Below are 19,685 nucleotides of genomic sequence, written 5' to 3' on the forward strand. Positions count from 1 at the left end.
ATTATTTTTTACTATCCTTAAAAATAACATTAAGCCCTAGCTGAAAAAAAAGACTATTGGCTTTAGTGACATCCTTATATTCCAAAAGATTATCGGCAAGAACATAGAAATTAACCGGTCCAAACATACTGGACAAGCCCAATCCTATATTTTTATAGGAATAAGAATCTATAGTATAAGTTGCCTTCATTTGCAACGAATTAAAAATTTTTCTTCTGTAATAGGTCGTAAAAGCAACTAAAGGCGTTCTCGGAGTAGACATTACAAATAATTGGACACCTACAGCGCTTTTATAAATAGTTTCAGGATCATAATTAAGACAGTTACAATCTTCGGATACTTCTTCTTCAAATGAAAATTGAATGGAAGTATTGAATTTTGTAGGTCGCCAAGTAGTATAATCAGCATACAAGGTATCCAAAGGAACGGCATCCTTAAATTCTTGATATCCATTTTCTGCTGAATTTCCAGAACTAAATTTGGGAATAACTCCTTCGTATTTGTAAGTCCCTTTAAAAGTCAAACTTTCTACTTCATTAGTATGCTTTATAAAACCAAGATCTATCACACTTGCAGTAAATTGAATATTTTTCTTTGGATAATAAGTCAATCCAGCATCAAATCCCAAACCTAAATTACCTCCTAGAAAAGCTCTTTTAGTAATATCTTTTACTGTATTTGGATCATAATCTTCATCATCATATTTAGCAATCCCTGATGTATTGAGCTGCAAATCAGAAGAAATCATTTGTTCATAAACCCCTTGTGTGGAAGGAATTGTATAAATATATCCTGAATTATTAGTGGAATTAACATTATAAATACTGGAATAAATTTTTCCTCGCACTCCTAGAATTAATTTTTCATTTATCTTTTTATGAAACCCCATATGAAAAACCGAAAGCATTTCTGCTTTTACATTCAAATCTCCTAAATTGAAAACTTTACCCAAATAATCTCTATTTCCGTCCAAAGCCAAAATTGCAATATCTTTAGGAACATAGCTCATAAAATCAAATTCTTGGTACATACCAAAAGAAACATAGGAATCGCCTTGTTCTCCAGCCATTTTAAAACCGCCATTAAATAATTCTATTTGTTCGTTTAGGGCTATTCTATCTTTTCTTGTTGTGGAGAATACTACATTTCGCAGTTTCACATTAAAATCTACACCATTATCCGCAAATAAATCATACGCCGAGAATCCACTAGAGCCTACATTTGTAGAAATACCAGACAATAAAGGAATCCCAAAGTACCAATTAAACTTGACATCAGACCCCGGATTAGTCAGCAAAGACTGAGGCACTGAAGTGAAATTATATAAGATTTGTTTGTTTTGTGAAAAGCAACCTATTGTTAGAAATAGAGCAAAAATCAAAATTATTTTTCTCATTCTACTACAAAATAAGCGGTTACTCCTGAACGTAATTTTAGACTTCCTACACTGCTTTCGCTTAATGGGGGACCTGCTAACATGGTGAGCGTAAAGGTAATTTTAGTTGTCCTTTTTAATAAATCCAGTGTAGCATTTTGAAATATTTCAGTTTTAGTAACTATATTTTCTGCACCGGAGTAAGCTGGCACGATAAAATTTGTCGAATGAACAGGCTGATTATTTCTATCCAGAAATACTAAGTCTATTCTGTAACTTCTATTTATGGTATTGTTAATTTCAAAAAAAAGGTCGACTCTATTTAACTTTTCCGTGAAAAAATTTTCACTGAATACATCGACAGTTGGCGCATCAAAAATTACGTTTTGTTCTACTCCTCCAGTTACAAACTGATTTGCCTGAACATCAAAATAAGCTAAATTTGATATAAATTCAGGTTCTAATTTTATATCATTAACTTGATTATAATCTAAATCACTTGCACATGAAGATGAAAATAAGATCAGAATTAGTATACTTAAGATTCTATGGATGGCCCGTAGTTTCATCATAATTAGTCTATTAAAAGTAAATCAGGGGGAACTGTATAACTAACGTATCAATCATAAACTTATTATTTTCAATATTTAAAGTTCAATTACAATTACCATTCTTTTTATTTAATGAAACTCACCAAACAACTTAGAAGCCTCATTGTAAGCACTTTCAAAACTCATAGGACTCATATCTGTTTTTTCTTTTTGAGACGTAAAATAAGATAATAGTTTCTCTGTAGGCATGTTACCCGTTAAATCATCTGTTGCCATTGGACATCCGCCAAAACCTTGAATAGCACCATCAAAACGACGACAACCCGCTTTATAAGCCGCATCAATTTTCTCAAACCATTTATCAGGTGTTGTATGAAGATGAGCGCCAAATTCTATTTTTGGGTATTTTGGAATTAAATTCGAAAACAAATACGAAATTACATCTGGTGTTGAACTTCCTACCGTGTCCGAAAGCGATAAGATTTTGACTCCCATTAAAGCTAATTTTTCAGTCCACTCTCCTACAATTTCAACACTCCAAGGATCTCCGTAAGGATTACCAAATCCCATAGAAAGATACGCTACAACTTCCTTATTCGTCCTATCGGCAATTTCAAGGATTTCTTGTAACGTAATTAACGATTCTGCAATCGTCTTATGGGTATTCCGCATTTGGAAATTCTCAGAAATTGAAAATGGGAATCCTAAATACTGTATTTCAGAATGATTTGAAGCTAGAGTTGCTCCTTGCGTATTCGCAATAATTGCCAATAATTTACTTTTGGTTTGGGACAAATCAAGTTGTGCTAAAACTTCAGCTGTATCCTGCATTTGCGGAATCGCTTTAGGCGAAACAAAGCTTCCAAAATCTATAGTATCAAAACCTACACGTAATAAAGACTGAATATAAGTCACTTTTCTTGCCGTAGGAATAAATGGCTTTATGCCTTGCATGGCATCACGTGGACATTCTATAATTTTTATTGGTTCCATAGAGAGCCAAAGATAGAAAAACAATTATGAATTTTAAATTTTCGTGAATTGATATTATTACACAATTTGGTAATAAACTAAAATATTACGCAATTTGGTAATATTTTGACGTTAAACTTTTAAAATTGAATTTGATTTTTAAATTATATTTGAATTATGATAAGTATAATCACAGGAGACATTATTAACTCGAGAAAACTACCTTCTACACATGGAGTATTACAATCTCTCTAAAATCTTTTTGTTTATGGCTTTCACCAAAGCCGGGCCTTCATAGATAAAACCGGTATACAACTGAATTAGACTTGCTCCTGCATCTAATTTCTCTATTGCATCTTCAGCAGAATGAATTCCTCCTACTCCAATAATTGGGAAGGCTTTATTGCTTTTTTCAGATAAAAATCGGATGACTTCAGTAGAACGTTTAGTCAATGGTTTCCCTGATAATCCACCTATTTCTGTTTTATTTTCAGATTGTAATCCTTCGCGAGAAATCGTGGTATTAGTAGCAATAACCCCCGCAATTTTAGTTTCCTTGATAATATCAATAATATCAAGTAATTGTTCATCTGTCAAATCTGGAGCGATTTTTAGGAGAATTGGTTTTTGTTTTGGCCTTGCCAAATTCTTATTTTGTAATGTTTGCAACAATTGTGTCAACGGTTCCTTGTCTTGTAACGCTCTAAGATTTGGGGTGTTTGGGGAACTTACATTCACCACAAAATAATCAACATAATCATATAATACATCAAAACAAATTTCATAATCTGAAGTCGCTTCTTCGTTTGGTGTCAGCTTATTTTTACCTATGTTCCCACCTATCAAAACGCCTTTATTTTGTTTCAAACGTTCTACCGCTTCCTGAACTCCGCCGTTATTAAAGCCCATTCTGTTGATAATTGCGCTATCTTCTTTCAGACGGAACAATCGTTTTTTAGGATTACCTTCCTGACCTTTTGGAGTAAGTGTTCCTATTTCGATAAAACCAAAACCAAAATTGGACAATTCTTTGTACAACTTAGCGTCCTTATCAAACCCTGCAGCAAGTCCAACCGGGTTTCTAAATTTCAAACCAAAAACTTCAGTCTCTAATCTTGAATCTTTTACTTCGTAAAGCAATCTAAAAAGAGATGAAAATCCCGGTATTTTAGACAAAAATCGAATCAATGAAAAAGTAAAATAATGAACTTTTTCCGGATCAAACAAAAATAGAAATGGGCGAATGAATAATTTATACATGGTTGTAATGTTGTTGGTGCAAAAATAGAACTATCTGACCGATAATTAAATATTTTGAAAAAAAATTATACCTCAACATTTGATTTGGCTGTAGCCAAAGAGAAACAGGACAAATAAACAGTAGTTAAATAAAGTACAAAACCATCGCGGCCAATTAAACTAAACTACTTAATTTAAGTTGGTTACAAGCCCCCCCCCTCCATTGTTGCAATTTTTCCAACTCTTAATAAGGCCTGATTTTTAAATGATTTTTCTTATATTGTATAAATAAATTTGGTGTTACACTTAAACTATTTATAACTTAAAACACATAATCATGAATATAAAATTATTTTTTACTGCAGTACTACTTACAAGTTTTTAACTTTTTTTTGCCCAAAGTACTAAAAGTGATACGATAAAGTTAGCCACAAAAACTACCATAACCACGGTTACAACAATTAAAGATACCATTAAAGTAGTTCCTGAAGTTGCTGCTAAATTAGCAACTAATGCTGAAAAAGAAGCATTAAAAAAAGAAGCTAAAGTTCTTAAGGACAAACTAAAAGTGGAGAAAAAAGCGTTAAGAGAAGCTAAGAAAATTGAAAAAGAGCAAAAAGATTTTGAAAAAAAACAAAAAGCTTTTGACAAACGACAAAATAAGATTCTTTCAAGTGAAAAATCAATTAGTAAGATAAAAACAAAAATTTCAAATGAGGAAAGAAATCTAATCAAAATCAAAGAAAAATTTGAACAGAAAAAATCAAAAGGAAAGCTTAGTTCTACTGAAATTGAAAAAGAAAATATCAAAATCAGTAAGCGACAAATAAAAATAAATAAGCTGGATGGAGATCTAGATAAAACAGAAGAAAAGTTGCATAAAATGAGAGATTAATTTGAACCACCTTTGGGTGGTTTTTTTATATAAAAAAGTTTATTTTCCCCCAAAAATACTATTGTTTATTGATGTTCATACAATGCAATTATTATTTTTAATTTGCAAAATTTAGTTGCCGATTAACTTCAAAATGCTCCTGAAAAAATGTTTACATTTGCATAAAAACAAATTAAAATGCAACATATAATTGACCGTTTCATCAGTTACGTAACTATTGATACTGAATCTGACCACAAATCAGAAAGTACACCAAGTACAGCAAAACAATGGGATTTAGCCAATAAATTGGTTGAAGAACTTAAAATCATTGGAATGCAAGACGTGACGATTGATGAAAAAGCATATATCATGGCTACTTTGCCAAGTAATGTAACTCATGAAGTCCCTGTAATTGGATTTATTTCTCACTTTGATACTTCCCCTGATTTTACCGGAGCCAATGTAAAACCTCAAATTGTATCTAACTATGATGGTAAAGACATTGTATTAAATGCAGAAAAAAATATTGTGTTATCACCAAGTTATTTCAAAGATTTATTGTTTTATAAAGGGCAAACTTTAATTACTACTGACGGAACAACACTGCTAGGCGCAGATGACAAAGCCGGTATTACTGAGATTGTTACCGCAATGGAATTCCTTATCAATAATCCTGAAATAAAACACGGAAAAATCAGAGTTGGTTTTACACCTGACGAAGAAATTGGTCGTGGTGCGCATCATTTTGATGTAGATAAATTTGGGGCGGATTGGGCTTATACAATGGATGGCAGCCAAATAGGCGAATTGGAATATGAAAATTTCAATGCGGCTGGTGCCAAAATTACTTTCAAAGGTAAAAGCGTGCATCCTGGTTATGCCAAAGGAAAAATGATCAATTCTATGTTGATTGCCAATGCTTTTATTAACGAACTACCCGCTGGAGAAACTCCTGAGGAAACTAAAGGATATGAAGGTTTCTTTCACGTACATCATCTGAATGGAAGTATTGAAGAAACCGTTTTGGAATTAATTATTCGCGATCATAACAAGAAAAAATTCGAAAAGCGCAAAGAACTAATCGAGAAAATCACTCGAAAAATCAATAAGAAATTTGCAAAACAATTTGGTGAAGATATCGTTATCACTGAAATTAAAGATCAATATTACAATATGAAAGAGAAGGTTCTGCCTGTGAAACATATTGTGGATATTGCTGAAAAAGCGATGAAAGAAATAGGAATTAAACCGCTTATAAAACCTATTCGTGGTGGAACTGACGGTTCTCAATTATCGTATAAAGGATTGCCTTGTCCCAATATTTTTGCTGGCGGGCATAATTTTCATGGAAAATACGAATACGTTCCTGTAGAAAGTATGCAAAAAGCAGTTGAAGTAATTGTGAAAATTGCTGAATTGACAGCAGCAGAAGATTCATCTAAAAAATAATCTATTGGATTCCTCAAAAACGAATCATACTTGGGATAAACACAATAATTGGTCAGAAGAATTAGAATTTCTAAAAGCAATTATTGTCAAAACTGAACTCCTGGAAACTACCAAATGGGGCGGTATTGTTTATGTCCTGAATGGTAAAAACGTACTCGGAATAGGAGGATTCAAAAATTATTTTACGATTTGGTTTTTTAATGGCGTTTTTCTGAAAGATGAAAAAAAAGTTTTAGTTAACGCGCAAGAAGGCGTTACTAAATCGTTGCGACAATGGCGCTTTTCATCAAAAGAAGAAGTCAATGAAGCAGCAGTTTTAGATTATATTAATGAAGCGATTACCAATGAAAAACAAGGAAAGAATAGTAAGCCAGAGAAAAAAGAACCTATCCTTTCTAAACTTCTTCAAAATGAATTAGATGCTGATAAGAATTTAGCAGATGCTTTTCTGAAATTCTCTCCTTACAAACAATATGAATTCTTAGAATATATTGAAACTGCAAAACGAGAAGAAACCAAACATTCCCGGATTGAAAAAATCAAACCAATGATAAAAGAAAACATTGGTTTAAATGATAAATACCGATAAAATTAAGTCCCAATTCTGAAGCTCAGAGTTGGGACTTTTTTATTCAAAACTACATTAGTAGTACATTCTATTTTCCTAATCATTTACACAATCTCTTTCTTTAAAAAAGAAAACACTTCCTTCCTTAGTTACAATTTGTTGTAAAACAGAATAAATTATCTGAATCGTTCTGAAAAACTTAACATTGAGCAGTGTATTAAATCACTATATTTACTTACAACAACTTAACAATTTAGTAACACCAGAACAATTATTCGTTTAATTGAATAAAAGCAAATACTATAAATTATGATACAGAAGAAAGAAGCGGAAACTGATCCAGTATCTCCGGCAAAACCTGAAATTGACAAGCCAATTAGAGCTCCAAGAACTAAAGTAGTTAAATCTGTAGCGGAACCCGTTGAAATTATAGAGCCTGTAATTGAAGAAATCATAACGGAAACTATAGAGATTACGACTATTAGTCTAGACGAGAATAGTGATGTTTCAAATAAGAAAAAAAGTAAAAATGAGACTAAAAACAAAGTAAAAATGAAAGATAAAGACAAGAAAAAGGCTAAAAAAGCCGACGCAAAAGAGAAAGCAAAACAAAAAGCGAAAGCAAAAGCCAAAAAGGCAAAAAAAGCCAAAAAGGATAAAGCTAAGAAAGCAAAAGTCAAAGCCAAGATAAAAGCTAAAAAGGCCAAAGCAAAATCAAAAAAAGCTAAGAAGAATAAAAAGAATAAAAAATAATACTCTTATTTTTTATCCAAAAAAAGTCCCAATCCGAATAATCGGTTGGGACTTTTTTAATTCATTAAAATGAGAATTATTTTTTGTTCAATACTGCACTCATTTCCATAGAAATAGCAGAACGCTCCATTTTTAATTTTCCTGACATCGTTTCAACAACTACAGTTGTATCAGCTAACTCAGAAACTTTTCCGTGAAGACCACTTTTTGTGATGATTTTATCACCTACTTTTAAGCTGCTTTCAAATTCTTTTTCATTTTTCGCTCTTTTTTGTTGTGGTCTGATCATAAAGAAATAGATTACCACAAACATTAATAAAAACGGTGCAAATTGAGTTAATTGTTCCATAATTTAAATTCTTTTTTTATTGATTAATATTACATTAAACCACGACCAGCTTTAATGATTCTTTTGCTGGCTTCCAGTTCTTTTACTAAATTGTCTAAAATTCCGTTGATAAAAATACTACTTTTTGGCGTAGAATATTCTTTGGCAACTTCTAAATATTCGTTAAGAGTTACTTTTACAGGAATTGATGGGAATTTCAAAAATTCACAGATTGCCATTTTCAGGATAATCGTGTCAATTTCGGCAATTCTTTCAGTGTCCCAGTTTGGTGTTTTATCAAGATATTCTTTGGCTAATTCCGTTTCGTTTAAAACTGTTTTTCTGAACAAATCTTTAACAAAATCCTTATCTTCATTGTCTTTATACAATTTTGGCACTCTAAAATTATCGTCTTCACCAGACTTAATTACTTTCAATTGCTTGATAATATGCGTATTCACTAATGGAATATCATCAACCCAAGTTAACTTATCATCCTCTAAATATTCATATAATTTCTCATTTGGAACAATTACATCCATGAATAAATCCACGATAAATTGTCGGTCTTCTTCAAATGTATTTACTGAATTACTCATGTAATCCGCATACAATTTACTTGCTTTTACGTCATTCAGAAGCAATAAAATATAATCGTCGTTTAAAGACCAATTATTGATTTTACGGTTTTCCAATGCAATGCTTAGTGAATTATTTTCGGAAAGGATTTGAAAGATTCTGTTTTTGATGAACTTTTCATTGGGTTTACGTTCCTCAGGAGTTGCAAGATGTTTCAAACTAGATTTATGCAAAAAGACAGTCTCTGTTTTACAAATTTCAATCAGGGAAGAAAGCATTATAAGGTATAAATCTTGAATATTGTCGATACTGTAAAAAAGGAATTTTTCTTCTTTTTCCAGATTATCTGAACCGCTTTGATGCATCGCATAAATGGATTGCATTACTTTAACGCGAATGTGTCTTCTATTTACCACCTTGTAAGAACTTTTATTAATTAGTCTGCAAAAATAAGTATTTCATTTTTTAAAATAAAATATATAATCGCTTATTTTAAAGTTTTCAATCAGCAGCATTCAGTGAACGGTAATAAATTGTTCACTGAATACTGATAACTGAGCACTATTTTTTACTTTTTACTGTTCTCTATTTTTCTTTGATTGATGCGATTTTGAGCAATAGTCAAAGCGGCATTATGTGTTGTCATCTTGTTAGCAATGGCAAAATCAAATATCTCTAATGTAGTGTTATAAATATTTTCTGTTTTACGCATAATTTCCGCTTTGTCATAATGGGCTAATTCCGCATAAACATTAATAATCCCACCTGCATTAATCAAGAAATCCGGAGCATAAAGAATCCCTCTTTCCTGTAGAATTGCACCGTGAACATTCTCATCAGCCAATTGATTATTGGCAGCACCAGCAATTACTTTAGCTTTAATTTTATAAACTGTATTGTCATTTAACGTTGCTCCCATCGCACATGGCGCATAAATATCAACATCTGCACTGTACAAATCGTCTCCTCTGAAAATTTCCGCATTGTACTTCGCTCCCACTTCATACAATCTATCTTCATTGATATCCGAAATGGTTACTGTAGCACCTTCTTTTGTCAAATAATCAACTAAAGTTTCACCAACGTGACCAATTCCTTGAACCAATACTTTTTTTCCACTCAAAACATCAGAACCAAATTGTTGTTTTGCAGCCGCTTTCATACCTAAATAAACACCATAAGCCGTAACAGGTGATGGATTTCCAGAACCACCTCTTGATTCAGAAATTCCGGTAACATAAGGTGTTACGTCTCTAACGATATCCATATCTGCCGTCTCCATTCCTACATCTTCAGCAGTAATATATCTCCCGCTTAAAGAATGTACAAATTCACCAAACTTACGCATCAACTCAGGTGTTTTTTGAGTTTTGGCATCACCAATAATAACGGCTTTACCTCCACCAATATTCAATCCCGTTATAGCAGCTTTGTAAGTCATCCCACGAGAAAGTCGCAATACATCGTTTAACGCTTCCCATTCATTGGCATAATTATACATACGCGTACCACCTAAAGCGGGACCCATAACCGAATTATGAATACCAATAATTGCTTTTAAACCTGTATCTTTGTCGTTGCAAAATACAATTTGTTCGTGATCATCAAATGATAACTGACCAAAAACGGGATCCATTTTTTGAAGTTCCTTTCCAGTTGTGAAAGCTGCATTCATAGTATTAATTTTTATAGTGATAAATTATGAATTCGTCAAAAAGACAAATCAAATTTACGCAAAAAACAAACATATCCTAATATTAAAGCTAAAAATTATCAATTTCGTAATTTAAATAAAAATAAATCAATTTTAAACATTATCAAAAATTGATTGTTAATCAATAAACAAAACTTTTTCAACATAGAATATCTTAAAAAAATGAAAGAATTACGTTATTTAAATAAATACTTTATCAAATATAAATACAGTTTTTCTCTTGGTATTTTATTTACAATTATCGCACAAATATTTTCTTTGTTTACTCCAAAATTGATTAGTAAGTCATTTATGGCAATCGAATCCTTTTCAAAGGATAAAACCATTACTGCGGCTTTTATTCGTCAAGAATTAATTTCGAATATTTTACTAATAATAGCGACGACTATAATCGCTGGTTTTCTTACTTTTTTAATGAGACAGACACTTATTGTGATGTCACGACACATTGAATTCGATTTAAAAAATGAAGTCTTTAGACAATATGAAAACTTGTCTCAAAATTTCTACAAGCAAAACCGTACCGGTGATTTAATGAACCGCATAAGTGAAGATGTTTCCAAAGTAAGAATGTATGTTGGCCCGGCTGTTATGTATACCATTAATACGTTTATACGTTTTGCGATAGTAATTGGCTACATGTACAATGTATCGCCACGATTAACACTCTACACCATTCTTCCTTTACCAATATTGTCTTATTGTATTTTCAAATTAAGTTCTGAAATCAATAAAAGAAGTACTATTTTTCAGCAATATTTATCCAAAGTATCGAGTTTTTCACAAGAAATATTTTCTGGAATCAGAGTAATAAAAGCGTATTCATTAGAAGACCAACACCAAAACAATATGGTCGACTTAGCCAATGAAAGCAAGAGTAAAAGCTTGAATTTGGCCAAAGTGCAATCGCTATTTGGACCGTTAATGTTGGCACTGATAGGAATAAGCAACTTGGTAGTAATTTATTTTGGTGGTCTAATGTATATAAATGGAACCATAAAAAGTATTGGAACTATCGCTGAATTTATTTTGTATGTCAATATGCTAACTTGGCCAGTTGCTTCATTAGGATGGGTTTCGTCCATGGTTCAAGAGGCTGAAGCTTCCCAAAAACGTTTGAATGAATTCCTGAAAATCGAACCTGAAATAAAAAACAAAAACCCTAATAAATCTATTATTGAAGGCACTATTTCTTTCGAAAATGTAAGTTACGTCTATGAAGACACAAATATAAAAGCAATACAGAATATCACTTTTACAGTAAAAAAAGGTGAAACTCTGGCGATTCTTGGAAAAACAGGATCTGGAAAATCGACAATTTCATCATTAATTTCCCGTATGTATGATGTCAGTAAAGGAAGAATAACTGTTGACGGAAATGAAATAAGCACTTTAAATCTTAATGATTTGCGCAACAGCATTGGAATTGTTCCGCAGGATGCCTTTTTGTTTTCAGACAGCATCAAAAACAACATTAAGTTTGGTAAAGAAAATGCAACTGATGAGGAAGTGGAAGCTGCTGCAAAAAATGCGGTGGTACATGACAATATTGTTGGTTTCAATAAGCAGTACGACACTATTCTTGGCGAACGAGGAATCACTCTTTCGGGTGGACAAAAACAACGCGTTTCCATAGCCCGAGCCATTATTAAAAACCCAGCTATTTTACTTTTTGACGATTGTTTATCTGCTGTTGATACAGAAACCGAAGAAGCTATTTTGAACAACTTATTTGAAATTTGCAAGGACAAAACAACCATTATTGTTAGTCATAGGGTTTCATCGGCTAAAAATGCAGATAATATTATCATTCTGGAAGACGGAAAAATTATCCAACAAGGTTCTCATAATCAATTGATAAATCAAGAAGGATATTATGCATCCTTGTATTTAAAACAACTTTCAGAAAAAGAATTACTATAATTGTTGTATAATACATAAATTTTTATGATTTTTGATTGCTATTAAATAAAAAAATTGACAGAAAGGATTATGAGAGAAAATGACATGTTAGAAAAAGAAGAGATATTTTCTAAAGTTTTACGTGCTGGAAGAAGAACCTATTTCTTTGATGTAAGAGCTACCAAAGCTGATGATTATTACATAACGATTACCGAAAGCAAAAAATTTACCGAAGAAGACGGATCGTTTCATTTTAAGAAACACAAGATTTATTTATACAAAGAAGATTTTGCTGCTTTCGCAGAAATTCTGGGAGAAATGACTTCTTATGTTTTAAACCACAAAGGCGAAGAAGTAATCTCGGAGAGACACCAAAAAGATTTCAAAAAAGAATATGCATCTGAAAAATCAGATGATGAAATTATACCGCAAACATCAACTTTTACTGATATAGAATTTGATGATATTTAATTCTTAGTTACTTGCTTACAAAACGAAAAGTTCAAAAATCAACTGATTTTTGAACTTTTTTTATATCCATATAAAATGTAACTATTAGAATTACTCCTTCTTTTTTTATTCCTGAAAAGGATTTTTATTTCGATTAAATTCTATATTTTTAATCCAAAATAACTCTTCTAAACAATTTTAATATTTGTAGAGGAATTAAGTTAAGTACTAAAATGGAAATAAAATTATTAATTATCCCAGGACTGGGTGATTCTGGGGAAGACCATTGGCAAAGCTATTGGCTCAAGAAATATAAAAATGCCACTAAAGTAATTCAGGACAATTGGGACGAACCTATTCGAGAACAATGGCTCGAAAGACTAAACGAAGCAATGCAAAAATTAGATTCCCCAACAATTTTGGTAGCTCACAGTCTTGCGGTTTCTTTAGTAATGCATTGGGCTTCCGCAAATAGTAATCCTAATGTAATAGGCGCTTTATTAGTTGCTCCTGCAGATGTAGATTCTCCTGAACATACTCCAGAAAAAATTTGGAACTTTTCACCAATGCCATTGTCTAAATTGCACTTTCCTTCCATAGTTGTAACCAGCGAAAATGACCCTTACATATCGTCAAAAAGAGCGGAATATTTTGCTAAAATGTGGGGAAGTGATTTTATAAATATTGGTCAAAAAGGACATATCAATTCGGAATCAAATCTTGAATTTTGGGAAGAAGGACAAATGCTATTGCAACAATTGATTGATAAAATAAATAATTAATTTTTTACCCAATTCGCAATCCATTTTCAATTTTGAAATCAGGCGCCAGTAAAATCACATCACCTTCTGAACCTACAGCTCCTAATACGAGACATTCACTCATGAATTTTCCAATTTGTTTCTTAGGGAAATTGACCACGGCAACAATCTGTCGGTTGAGCAAATCTTCTTTTTGATATCGTTGGGTGATTTGTGCGGAAGTTTTTCTAATTCCAATTGCAGAACCAAAATCTATTGTTAACTGATAAGCCGGTTTTCGGGCTTCGGAAAAATCGTTTACTTCCAGAATAGTTCCCACGCGCATGTCTACTCTTTCAAATTCAGACCAACTTAGCATCATTTTTATTTAAGTTTAAAGTTATAAACCAACCCTTTATAATCTAAAATTAGCATATTAAATTTAAAACACAATCCTTTTCCTTAACTTTAAACCTAAAATTCTAAACTAGAAAAATTTCAATGTCAAAAACTGCTTCAAAGATGGTTCCGCTTGGAACTATTGCTCCCGAATTTCATTTGAAAGACACCACTTCCAACGAATGGTTTTCTTTTGCAGATTTAAAAGGCGAAAAAGGAACTTTAGTCCTCTTCATTTGCAATCACTGTCCGTTTGTACACCATGTTCTAGAAGAAATTTTGATGATTGCAAATGATTATCGTGTTCAGGGAATTGGTGTTATTGCTATTTCAAGCAATGATATTTCAAAATATCCACAAGATGCACCAGAATTGATGACAGAATTCGCTTTTAAAAATAATTTTGAGTTTCCTTATCTTTATGATGAAACCCAAGAAGTCGCCAAAGCATACGACGCGGCTTGTACTCCCGATTTTTTCTTGTTTGACAACCAAAACAAATTAGTGTATCGCGGCGAGTTAGACGACAGCCGACCGGGAAATGGAATTCCGCTTAGTGGCAACGATTTGCGTGGCGCGATTGATGGCGTTATTTACAATCGAATAATTAATCCCAATCAAAAACCAAGTATCGGTTGTAATATAAAGTGGAAAATAAATTAATCCCATAAAAATACCCCCAAATAGTATATAACTTTTTGGGGGCATTCAACTTTTCGTTTTGGAATTTTTAATTTTATCTGATAGTACAGACTACTTTACGTCCATTAATTCCACATCAAAAATCAATGTAGCATTTGGTGGAATTGCTCCTCCAGCGCCACGAGATCCATATCCTAAATGAGCTGGAATCACGAAACGTGCTTTGTCACCTACTCGCAACAAGGCAATACCTTCATCCCAACCTTCAATAACGTTCCCTCTTCCTAATGGAAACTCGATTGGTTTTTTACGAGGGTATGAACTGTCAAAAACCTTACCGTCTGGAAGTTGTCCTGTGTAATGCACTGAAACCGTTTTTCCGTTCTCTGCTTTTTTACCTTCACCTCTTTGGATGAATTGGTAACGTAAGCCGCTTTCTGTTTTTTCGAAACCAGCAGCTAGTTTCTCCATTGCTGCTTCAGCATCTGCTTTTAAAGCTGCATCGCGTTTGTTACGAGAACCTTTAAAAGTGATAAAAGCTTCAATTGCATTCCAATTTTTAGCTTCTTCTCCTTCTCTGATAATTTCTAAAGATTCCAAAACATCACCTTGCTGTACAGCATCAACAACATCCTGACCTTCTACCACATGCCCAAAAACAGTATGTTTGTTATCCAACCATTCTGTTGGAATGTGTGTAATGTAAAATTGAGAACCATTTGTTCCAGGTCCTGAGTTAGCCATTGCCAAAACTCCTGGACGGTTGTGTTTTAAACTTGGATGAAATTCGTCATCAAATTTATACCCTGGATCTCCAGTTCCTGTTCCTTGTGGACAACCACCTTGAATCATGAAATCAGGGATTACTCTGTGGAATTTTAATCCGTCATAAAATTTAACCCCTTGTGGTTTTACTTTATTTTCTAAGTTTCCTTCGGCCAATCCTACGAAGTTCCCAACTGTTCCTGGTGTTAATTCGTGCTCTAGTTTTACTAAAATAGCACCTCTTGTGGTGTTGAATTTAGCATATATTCCGTTTTCCATTTTTGTATAATTTTTATTGAAGGGCAAATTTACGAAATTAATTTTAAAAAGGGAATTGGAGGATTCGTTGATTTAGTTATTTGAAAGTTTGGGGATTCAACAGGAATGTAATTTGGAAAATATTTCAAACATAACACCTTCTTTAAAACCTCCTAATTCCACAAAACCCTAGCCCAGATACTGAAACAAGTTCAGCATAGAAAAACTTTGTACCTTTGCACTTTGACCCGAGCCAGAAAGGCGAACTGATGAAATAAACTTAGAAAAGAAATTATGCGCATTGATATTGTTACCGTTCTCCCAGAATTATTGCGAAGTCCGTTTGAGGCTTCGATTATGAAACGTGCCATCGATAAAGGATTGGTGGAGGTTCATTTTCATAATCTACGGGATTACACGACCAACAGACAAAAAAGTGTGGATGATTACCCTTATGGGGGTGGTGCTGGAATGGTGATGACTGTGCAGCCTATTGATGCTTGCATTACGCATTTGAAAAGCGAGAGAACCTACGACGAAATCATTTATATGTCGCCAGACGGGGAAACCCTGAACCAGAAAATGGCAAACACAATGTCCATGTATGAGAATATTATTATCCTTTGCGGACATTATAAAGGTGTGGATCAACGGGTACGCGACCATTTTATTACGAAGGAAATTTCGATTGGTGATTATGTATTGTCTGGTGGAGAACTGGGCGCTTTGGTCTTATCGGATGCTTTAATACGATTGATTCCGGGTGTTTTGAGTGATGAAACCTCAGCATTGACGGATAGTTTTCAGGATGGATTATTATCCGGTCCTATTTACACAAGACCAGCTGATTATAACGGATGGAAAGTTCCTGATGTTTTGACCAGCGGAAATTTTGCCAAAATAGATAAATGGCGCGAAGATATGGCCTATGAACATACTAAGAATAGAAGACCGGATTTGCTGGAGGAGTAAAAAATTAGTTTAAAGTTTGAGGTTTAAAATTGGTATTCAACAACTTCTAAACTTTAAACAAGAAAAACTTTAAACTTTAATTTATTTTATTTACTTTTGCGCCCACATTAAGTTAACCTCTGGCGAGATCCGTGAATGTTGATTTAATAAAAACCATAATTAAAATTATCATGGCAGATTTAATGAAATTCGTTCAAGACGAATTAGTAGCTAGAAAAGAATTCCCAGTTTTTGCAGCTGGAGACACTATTACCGTTTACTACGAAATTAGAGAGGGTGAAAAAACTAGAACTCAGTTTTTCAAAGGAGTTGTAATCCAAAGAAGAGGTTCTGCTAATACAGAAACTTTTACTATTCGTAAAATGTCAGGAGCTATTGGAGTTGAGCGTATCTTCCCAGTAAATCTTCCTGCATTACAAAAAATTGAAATCAATAAGAAAGGTGCTGTACGTAGAGCTAGAATTTTCTACTTCAGAGAACTTACTGGTAAAAAAGCTAAAATTAAAGACAAAAGAAGATAGTCAACTATCTCTTTACTATAAAAAAGTCTCAACAATGTTGGGGCTTTTTTTTTGACATTTTTTTTCCTCTTTGTTTCCTAATTAAGTACTAAAACACATCTAAAACTAACAAATTAAGAATAACAAGTTAGTAATCTGAAAATTCGTATTTTTCTATATAAAATCCACCTTCTATTACATCTGATTTTCATATATTTGTCCGCCTTATTTTAAGTGAAATACCTTATTTAAGCTACATTTAACCGTGATTCGATTATAAAAATAAAAAAATGACACAAAAATCAAAAATTTTTTACACCCTTACTGATGAAGCGCCTTTGTTGGCAACCTATTCATTTCTACCTATTGTTCAAGCATTTACATCAACTTCTGATATCGAAATTGAAACTAGAGACATTTCTTTAGCCGGAAGAATTTTAGCAAACTTTCCAGAGTTTTTGACTGAAGATCAAAAAACAGGAGATGCTTTATTAGAACTTGGACAATTAGCGACCACTCCAGAGGCAAACATCATAAAATTACCAAATGTTTCGGCATCTGTTCCTCAATTAAAAGCGGCTATTGCTGAATTACAATCTCATGGTTATAATTTGCCAGACTTCCCAGAAGAACCGCAAAACGAAGCGGAGACAACCATCAAAGCTAAATATTCTAAAATTTTAGGTTCTGCCGTAAATCCAGTTTTACGTGAAGGAAACTCTGATAGAAGAGCTCCAAAAGCAGTTAAAAATTATGCTAAAGCAAACCCACATTCTATGGGAGCTTGGTCTTCTGATTCAAAAACACAAGTAGCTTCTATGGAAAGCGGTGATTTTTACGGAAGTGAAAAATCAATGACTGTTGCTGATGCTACTGATGTAAAAATAGAATTCGTTGGTAAAGATGGCTCAACAACTGTTTTGAAAGCGAGTACTCCATTAAAAGCAGGTGAAATAATTGACAGTTCTGTAATGAACTTGAACGCTTTAAAAAGTTTTGTTGCCAAAACAATTGCAGAGGCAAAAAAATTAAACGTTTTACTTTCAGTTCACCTGAAAGCTACGATGATGAAAGTTTCTGATCCAATTATTTTTGGAGCGATAGTAGAAGTTTATTTCTCCGCTGTTTTCGAAAAATATGCTGCTTTATTTAATGAATTAAATATCGACACCAGAAATGGTTTGGGTGATGTATATGCAAAAATTGCAGGACACCCGATACAGGCTGAAGTAGAAGCTGCAATAAATCATGCAATAGAAAACGGACCAGCATTGGCCATGGTAAATTCCGAAAAAGGGATTACCAATCTTCACGTTCCTTCGGATGTAATTGTGGATGCTTCTATGCCGGCAATGATTCGTACTTCAGGACAAATGTATAACAAGGAAGGAAACAGACAAGATACCATTGCGATTATTCCAGACAGATGTTATGCCGGAATTTACACCGCGACTATTGATTTCTGTAAGAAACATGGTGCTTTTGACCCAACAACTATGGGAAGTGTTCCAAACGTAGGTTTGATGGCACAAAAAGCGGAAGAGTATGGTTCACATGATAAAACATTCCAAATGAATGCAGACGGTGCTGTTCGTGTTGTAGATACTAATGGAAACGTTTTGATGGAACAAGCCGTTGAAGCAAACGATATTTTCAGAATGTGTCAGGCAAAAGATGCCCCAATTCAAGACTGGGTTAAACTAGCTGTAAACAGAGCTCGTTTATCAAATACTCCAGCCGTTTTTTGGTTAGACGAAAACAGAGCACATGATAGAGAGTTAATCGAAAAAGTAACAAAATATTTAAAAGATTACGATACAACTGCTTTAGACATTCGCATCCTTAATCCTATTGAAGCAACTGACTTCACATTAGAAAGAATCATTAAAGGACTAGATACTATTTCTGTAACAGGAAACGTATTGCGTGATTACTTAACTGACTTATTCCCAATTTTAGAAGTGGGAACATCAGCAAAAATGTTATCTATCGTACCATTGATGAATGGTGGTGGTTTGTTTGAAACTGGTGCAGGTGGATCAGCTCCAAAACATGTCGAACAATTTACACAAGAAGGCTATTTACGTTGGGATTCCCTAGGTGAGTTCTTAGCTTTAGGCGCTTCATTGGAACATTTAGGTCAGACTTTAAATAATTCTAAAGCAATCATTTTGGCCGAAACTCTTGATGTAGCTACGGAGAAATTCTTGGCAAATGATAAATCACCAGCTCGTAAAATTGGTGAAATTGACAACCGTGGTTCTCATTTTTATCTGGCAATGTATTGGGCAGAAGCATTAGCAGCGCAAGATAAAAACGCTGAATTAAAAGTTATTTTTACTCCTATTGCAACGGAATTTGCAGCAAATGAAGCCAAAATTAATGCAGAGTTAATTGGAGCACAAGGAAAACCACAAAATATTGGTGGTCATTACCAACCTAATCCAGAATTAACTACTAAAGCGATGCGTCCTAGCGGAACATTCAATGCTATAGTAGCGAAAATCGCTTAATCAAAATAATTCATAATTAAATAAATCGGATAGGAGCCTAGGGATTATTTCCCTAGGCGACCTTCCACACCACCCGGCATACGGATCCGTACCAAGGCGGTTCTTAATTTACGATACATTTTAGGTAGATGTCATTTAG

The 19,685-nt window shown here is 33.4% G+C and carries 21 protein-coding genes; 11 read left to right on the top strand and 10 right to left on the bottom strand.

Going from position 1 to position 19,685, the window contains the following annotated elements:
• Position 1: 1 nt before the first annotated feature.
• The 5 genes from ACM55F_RS08545 to ACM55F_RS08565 form a co-directional block, all read right to left on the bottom strand.
• On the bottom strand, positions 2 to 1,396 hold the full coding sequence (locus ACM55F_RS08545) for a DUF5723 family protein (RefSeq protein WP_416853384.1): 1,395 nt from the start codon (positions 1,394 to 1,396) through the stop codon (positions 2 to 4).
• On the bottom strand, positions 1,393 to 1,947 hold the full coding sequence (locus ACM55F_RS08550) for a hypothetical protein (RefSeq protein ID WP_416853385.1): 555 nt from the start codon (positions 1,945 to 1,947) through the stop codon (positions 1,393 to 1,395). The genes ACM55F_RS08545 and ACM55F_RS08550 overlap by 4 nt, the downstream gene beginning before the upstream one ends.
• A 108-nt stretch (positions 1,948 to 2,055) precedes the next feature.
• On the bottom strand, positions 2,056 to 2,919 hold the full coding sequence (locus ACM55F_RS08555; protein ID WP_416853386.1) for a hydroxymethylglutaryl-CoA lyase: 864 nt from the start codon (positions 2,917 to 2,919) through the stop codon (positions 2,056 to 2,058).
• A 219-nt stretch (positions 2,920 to 3,138) separates the two neighbouring features.
• The gene (locus tag ACM55F_RS08560) at positions 3,139 to 4,158 is read right to left on the bottom strand and encodes a quinone-dependent dihydroorotate dehydrogenase (RefSeq protein ID WP_416853387.1); all 1,020 of its coding nucleotides are present in this window, start codon (positions 4,156 to 4,158) and stop codon (positions 3,139 to 3,141) included.
• Positions 4,159 to 4,518: 360 nt separating this feature from the next.
• A complete protein-coding gene (locus ACM55F_RS08565; RefSeq protein ID WP_416853388.1) occupies positions 4,519 to 4,698 on the bottom strand; it encodes a hypothetical protein in 180 nt (59 codons plus the stop codon).
• 7 nt (positions 4,699 to 4,705) lie between these two features.
• On the opposite strand from ACM55F_RS08565, the gene ACM55F_RS08570 reads away from it, so the two are divergent.
• The 4 genes from ACM55F_RS08570 (at position 4,706) to ACM55F_RS08585 (ending at position 7,784) form a co-directional block, all read left to right on the top strand.
• A complete protein-coding gene (locus tag ACM55F_RS08570; protein ID WP_416853389.1) occupies positions 4,706 to 5,032 on the top strand; it encodes a hypothetical protein in 327 nt (108 codons plus the stop codon).
• 177 nt (positions 5,033 to 5,209) lie between these two features.
• The gene (gene pepT / locus ACM55F_RS08575; RefSeq protein ID WP_416853390.1) at positions 5,210 to 6,463 is read left to right on the top strand and encodes a peptidase T; all 1,254 of its coding nucleotides are present in this window, start codon (positions 5,210 to 5,212) and stop codon (positions 6,461 to 6,463) included.
• A 4-nt stretch (positions 6,464 to 6,467) separates the two neighbouring features.
• Positions 6,468 to 7,052, top strand: coding sequence for a YdeI/OmpD-associated family protein (locus ACM55F_RS08580; protein ID WP_416853391.1), 585 nt, complete (start codon positions 6,468 to 6,470; stop codon positions 7,050 to 7,052).
• A 288-nt stretch (positions 7,053 to 7,340) separates the two neighbouring features.
• Positions 7,341 to 7,784 carry a hypothetical protein gene (locus ACM55F_RS08585; protein WP_416853392.1) on the top strand — a complete coding sequence of 148 codons (444 nt, stop codon included), beginning with the start codon at positions 7,341 to 7,343 and terminating at the stop codon, positions 7,782 to 7,784.
• 76 nt (positions 7,785 to 7,860) lie between these two features.
• Here the strand turns inward: ACM55F_RS08585 and yajC are convergent, their stop codons facing one another.
• From yajC to ACM55F_RS08600, 3 genes are all read right to left on the bottom strand, one after another.
• Positions 7,861 to 8,133, bottom strand: a complete 273-nt coding sequence (gene yajC, locus ACM55F_RS08590; protein WP_099715973.1) for a preprotein translocase subunit YajC — start codon at positions 8,131 to 8,133, stop codon at positions 7,861 to 7,863.
• Positions 8,134 to 8,162: 29 nt separating this feature from the next.
• Positions 8,163 to 9,074: a transcription antitermination factor NusB gene (gene nusB / locus ACM55F_RS08595; RefSeq protein WP_416853403.1), complete on the bottom strand. Its 912-nt coding sequence runs from the start codon at positions 9,072 to 9,074 to the stop codon at positions 8,163 to 8,165.
• A gap of 185 nt (positions 9,075 to 9,259) precedes the next feature.
• Positions 9,260 to 10,366, bottom strand: coding sequence for a Glu/Leu/Phe/Val family dehydrogenase (locus ACM55F_RS08600; RefSeq protein WP_416853393.1), 1,107 nt, complete (start codon positions 10,364 to 10,366; stop codon positions 9,260 to 9,262).
• 201 nt (positions 10,367 to 10,567) lie between these two features.
• Between ACM55F_RS08600 and ACM55F_RS08605 the strand changes: the two genes are divergently transcribed.
• The 3 genes from ACM55F_RS08605 to ACM55F_RS08615 all read left to right on the top strand — a co-directional run bounded on the left by ACM55F_RS08605 (position 10,568) and on the right by ACM55F_RS08615 (position 13,539).
• Positions 10,568 to 12,328, top strand: coding sequence for an ABC transporter ATP-binding protein (locus ACM55F_RS08605; protein ID WP_416853394.1), 1,761 nt, complete (start codon positions 10,568 to 10,570; stop codon positions 12,326 to 12,328).
• Positions 12,329 to 12,397: 69 nt separating this feature from the next.
• Positions 12,398 to 12,778, top strand: a complete 381-nt coding sequence (locus ACM55F_RS08610; protein ID WP_416853395.1) for a PUR family DNA/RNA-binding protein — start codon at positions 12,398 to 12,400, stop codon at positions 12,776 to 12,778.
• Between the two features lie 212 nt (positions 12,779 to 12,990).
• Positions 12,991 to 13,539 (top strand): RBBP9/YdeN family alpha/beta hydrolase, encoded by a 549-nt coding sequence (locus ACM55F_RS08615; RefSeq protein ID WP_416853396.1) that lies wholly within the window; start codon positions 12,991 to 12,993, stop codon positions 13,537 to 13,539.
• Between the two features lie 4 nt (positions 13,540 to 13,543).
• On the opposite strand, the gene ACM55F_RS08620 is transcribed toward ACM55F_RS08615, so the two are convergent.
• Entirely contained in the window at positions 13,544 to 13,879 is a 336-nt protein-coding gene (locus ACM55F_RS08620) for a tRNA-binding protein (RefSeq protein ID WP_416853397.1), read from the bottom strand.
• A 119-nt stretch (positions 13,880 to 13,998) separates the two neighbouring features.
• On the opposite strand from ACM55F_RS08620, the gene ACM55F_RS08625 reads away from it, so the two are divergent.
• Positions 13,999 to 14,559 carry a thioredoxin family protein gene (locus ACM55F_RS08625; RefSeq protein ID WP_416853398.1) on the top strand — a complete coding sequence of 187 codons (561 nt, stop codon included), beginning with the start codon at positions 13,999 to 14,001 and terminating at the stop codon, positions 14,557 to 14,559.
• A gap of 90 nt (positions 14,560 to 14,649) precedes the next feature.
• Here ACM55F_RS08625 and ACM55F_RS08630 read toward each other — a convergent pair whose 3' ends face one another.
• Positions 14,650 to 15,582 (bottom strand): peptidylprolyl isomerase, encoded by a 933-nt coding sequence (locus ACM55F_RS08630; RefSeq protein WP_416853399.1) that lies wholly within the window; start codon positions 15,580 to 15,582, stop codon positions 14,650 to 14,652.
• Between the two features lie 273 nt (positions 15,583 to 15,855).
• On the opposite strand from ACM55F_RS08630, the gene trmD reads away from it, so the two are divergent.
• The 3 genes from trmD to ACM55F_RS08645 all read left to right on the top strand — a co-directional run bounded on the left by trmD (position 15,856) and on the right by ACM55F_RS08645 (position 19,546).
• Positions 15,856 to 16,533 (top strand): tRNA (guanosine(37)-N1)-methyltransferase TrmD, encoded by a 678-nt coding sequence (gene trmD / locus ACM55F_RS08635; protein ID WP_416853400.1) that lies wholly within the window; start codon positions 15,856 to 15,858, stop codon positions 16,531 to 16,533.
• A gap of 170 nt (positions 16,534 to 16,703) precedes the next feature.
• On the top strand, positions 16,704 to 17,054 hold the full coding sequence (gene rplS, locus ACM55F_RS08640; protein ID WP_416853401.1) for a 50S ribosomal protein L19: 351 nt from the start codon (positions 16,704 to 16,706) through the stop codon (positions 17,052 to 17,054).
• A 269-nt stretch (positions 17,055 to 17,323) separates the two neighbouring features.
• Entirely contained in the window at positions 17,324 to 19,546 is a 2,223-nt protein-coding gene (locus ACM55F_RS08645; RefSeq protein ID WP_416853402.1) for an NADP-dependent isocitrate dehydrogenase, read from the top strand.
• Positions 19,547 to 19,685 lie beyond the last annotated feature (139 nt).

Origin of the sequence: Flavobacterium melibiosi (assembly GCF_048158545.1) — a bacterium.
Lineage (GTDB): Bacteria > Bacteroidota > Bacteroidia > Flavobacteriales > Flavobacteriaceae > Flavobacterium > Flavobacterium melibiosi.

Excerpts from the sequence above, each read along its gene's own strand:
- ACM55F_RS08545 (WP_416853384.1), bottom strand. The coding sequence starts at position 1,396 with ATGAGAAAAATAATTTTGATTTTTGCTCTATTTCTAACAATAGGTTGC.
- ACM55F_RS08550 (WP_416853385.1), bottom strand. The coding sequence starts at position 1,947 with ATGATGAAACTACGGGCCATCCATAGAATCTTAAGTATACTAATTCTG.
- ACM55F_RS08555 (WP_416853386.1), bottom strand. The coding sequence starts at position 2,919 with ATGGAACCAATAAAAATTATAGAATGTCCACGTGATGCCATGCAAGGC.
- ACM55F_RS08560 (WP_416853387.1), bottom strand. The coding sequence starts at position 4,158 with ATGTATAAATTATTCATTCGCCCATTTCTATTTTTGTTTGATCCGGAA.
- pepT (WP_416853390.1), top strand. The coding sequence starts at position 5,210 with ATGCAACATATAATTGACCGTTTCATCAGTTACGTAACTATTGATACT.
- ACM55F_RS08585 (WP_416853392.1), top strand. The coding sequence starts at position 7,341 with ATGATACAGAAGAAAGAAGCGGAAACTGATCCAGTATCTCCGGCAAAA.
- yajC (WP_099715973.1), bottom strand. The coding sequence starts at position 8,133 with ATGGAACAATTAACTCAATTTGCACCGTTTTTATTAATGTTTGTGGTA.
- nusB (WP_416853403.1), bottom strand. The coding sequence starts at position 9,074 with ATGCAATCCATTTATGCGATGCATCAAAGCGGTTCAGATAATCTGGAA.
- ACM55F_RS08600 (WP_416853393.1), bottom strand. The coding sequence starts at position 10,366 with ATGAATGCAGCTTTCACAACTGGAAAGGAACTTCAAAAAATGGATCCC.
- ACM55F_RS08605 (WP_416853394.1), top strand. The coding sequence starts at position 10,568 with ATGAAAGAATTACGTTATTTAAATAAATACTTTATCAAATATAAATAC.
- ACM55F_RS08610 (WP_416853395.1), top strand. The coding sequence starts at position 12,398 with ATGAGAGAAAATGACATGTTAGAAAAAGAAGAGATATTTTCTAAAGTT.
- ACM55F_RS08615 (WP_416853396.1), top strand. The coding sequence starts at position 12,991 with ATGGAAATAAAATTATTAATTATCCCAGGACTGGGTGATTCTGGGGAA.
- ACM55F_RS08620 (WP_416853397.1), bottom strand. The coding sequence starts at position 13,879 with ATGATGCTAAGTTGGTCTGAATTTGAAAGAGTAGACATGCGCGTGGGA.
- ACM55F_RS08625 (WP_416853398.1), top strand. The coding sequence starts at position 13,999 with ATGTCAAAAACTGCTTCAAAGATGGTTCCGCTTGGAACTATTGCTCCC.
- ACM55F_RS08630 (WP_416853399.1), bottom strand. The coding sequence starts at position 15,582 with ATGGAAAACGGAATATATGCTAAATTCAACACCACAAGAGGTGCTATT.
- trmD (WP_416853400.1), top strand. The coding sequence starts at position 15,856 with ATGCGCATTGATATTGTTACCGTTCTCCCAGAATTATTGCGAAGTCCG.
- rplS (WP_416853401.1), top strand. The coding sequence starts at position 16,704 with ATGGCAGATTTAATGAAATTCGTTCAAGACGAATTAGTAGCTAGAAAA.
- ACM55F_RS08645 (WP_416853402.1), top strand. The coding sequence starts at position 17,324 with ATGACACAAAAATCAAAAATTTTTTACACCCTTACTGATGAAGCGCCT.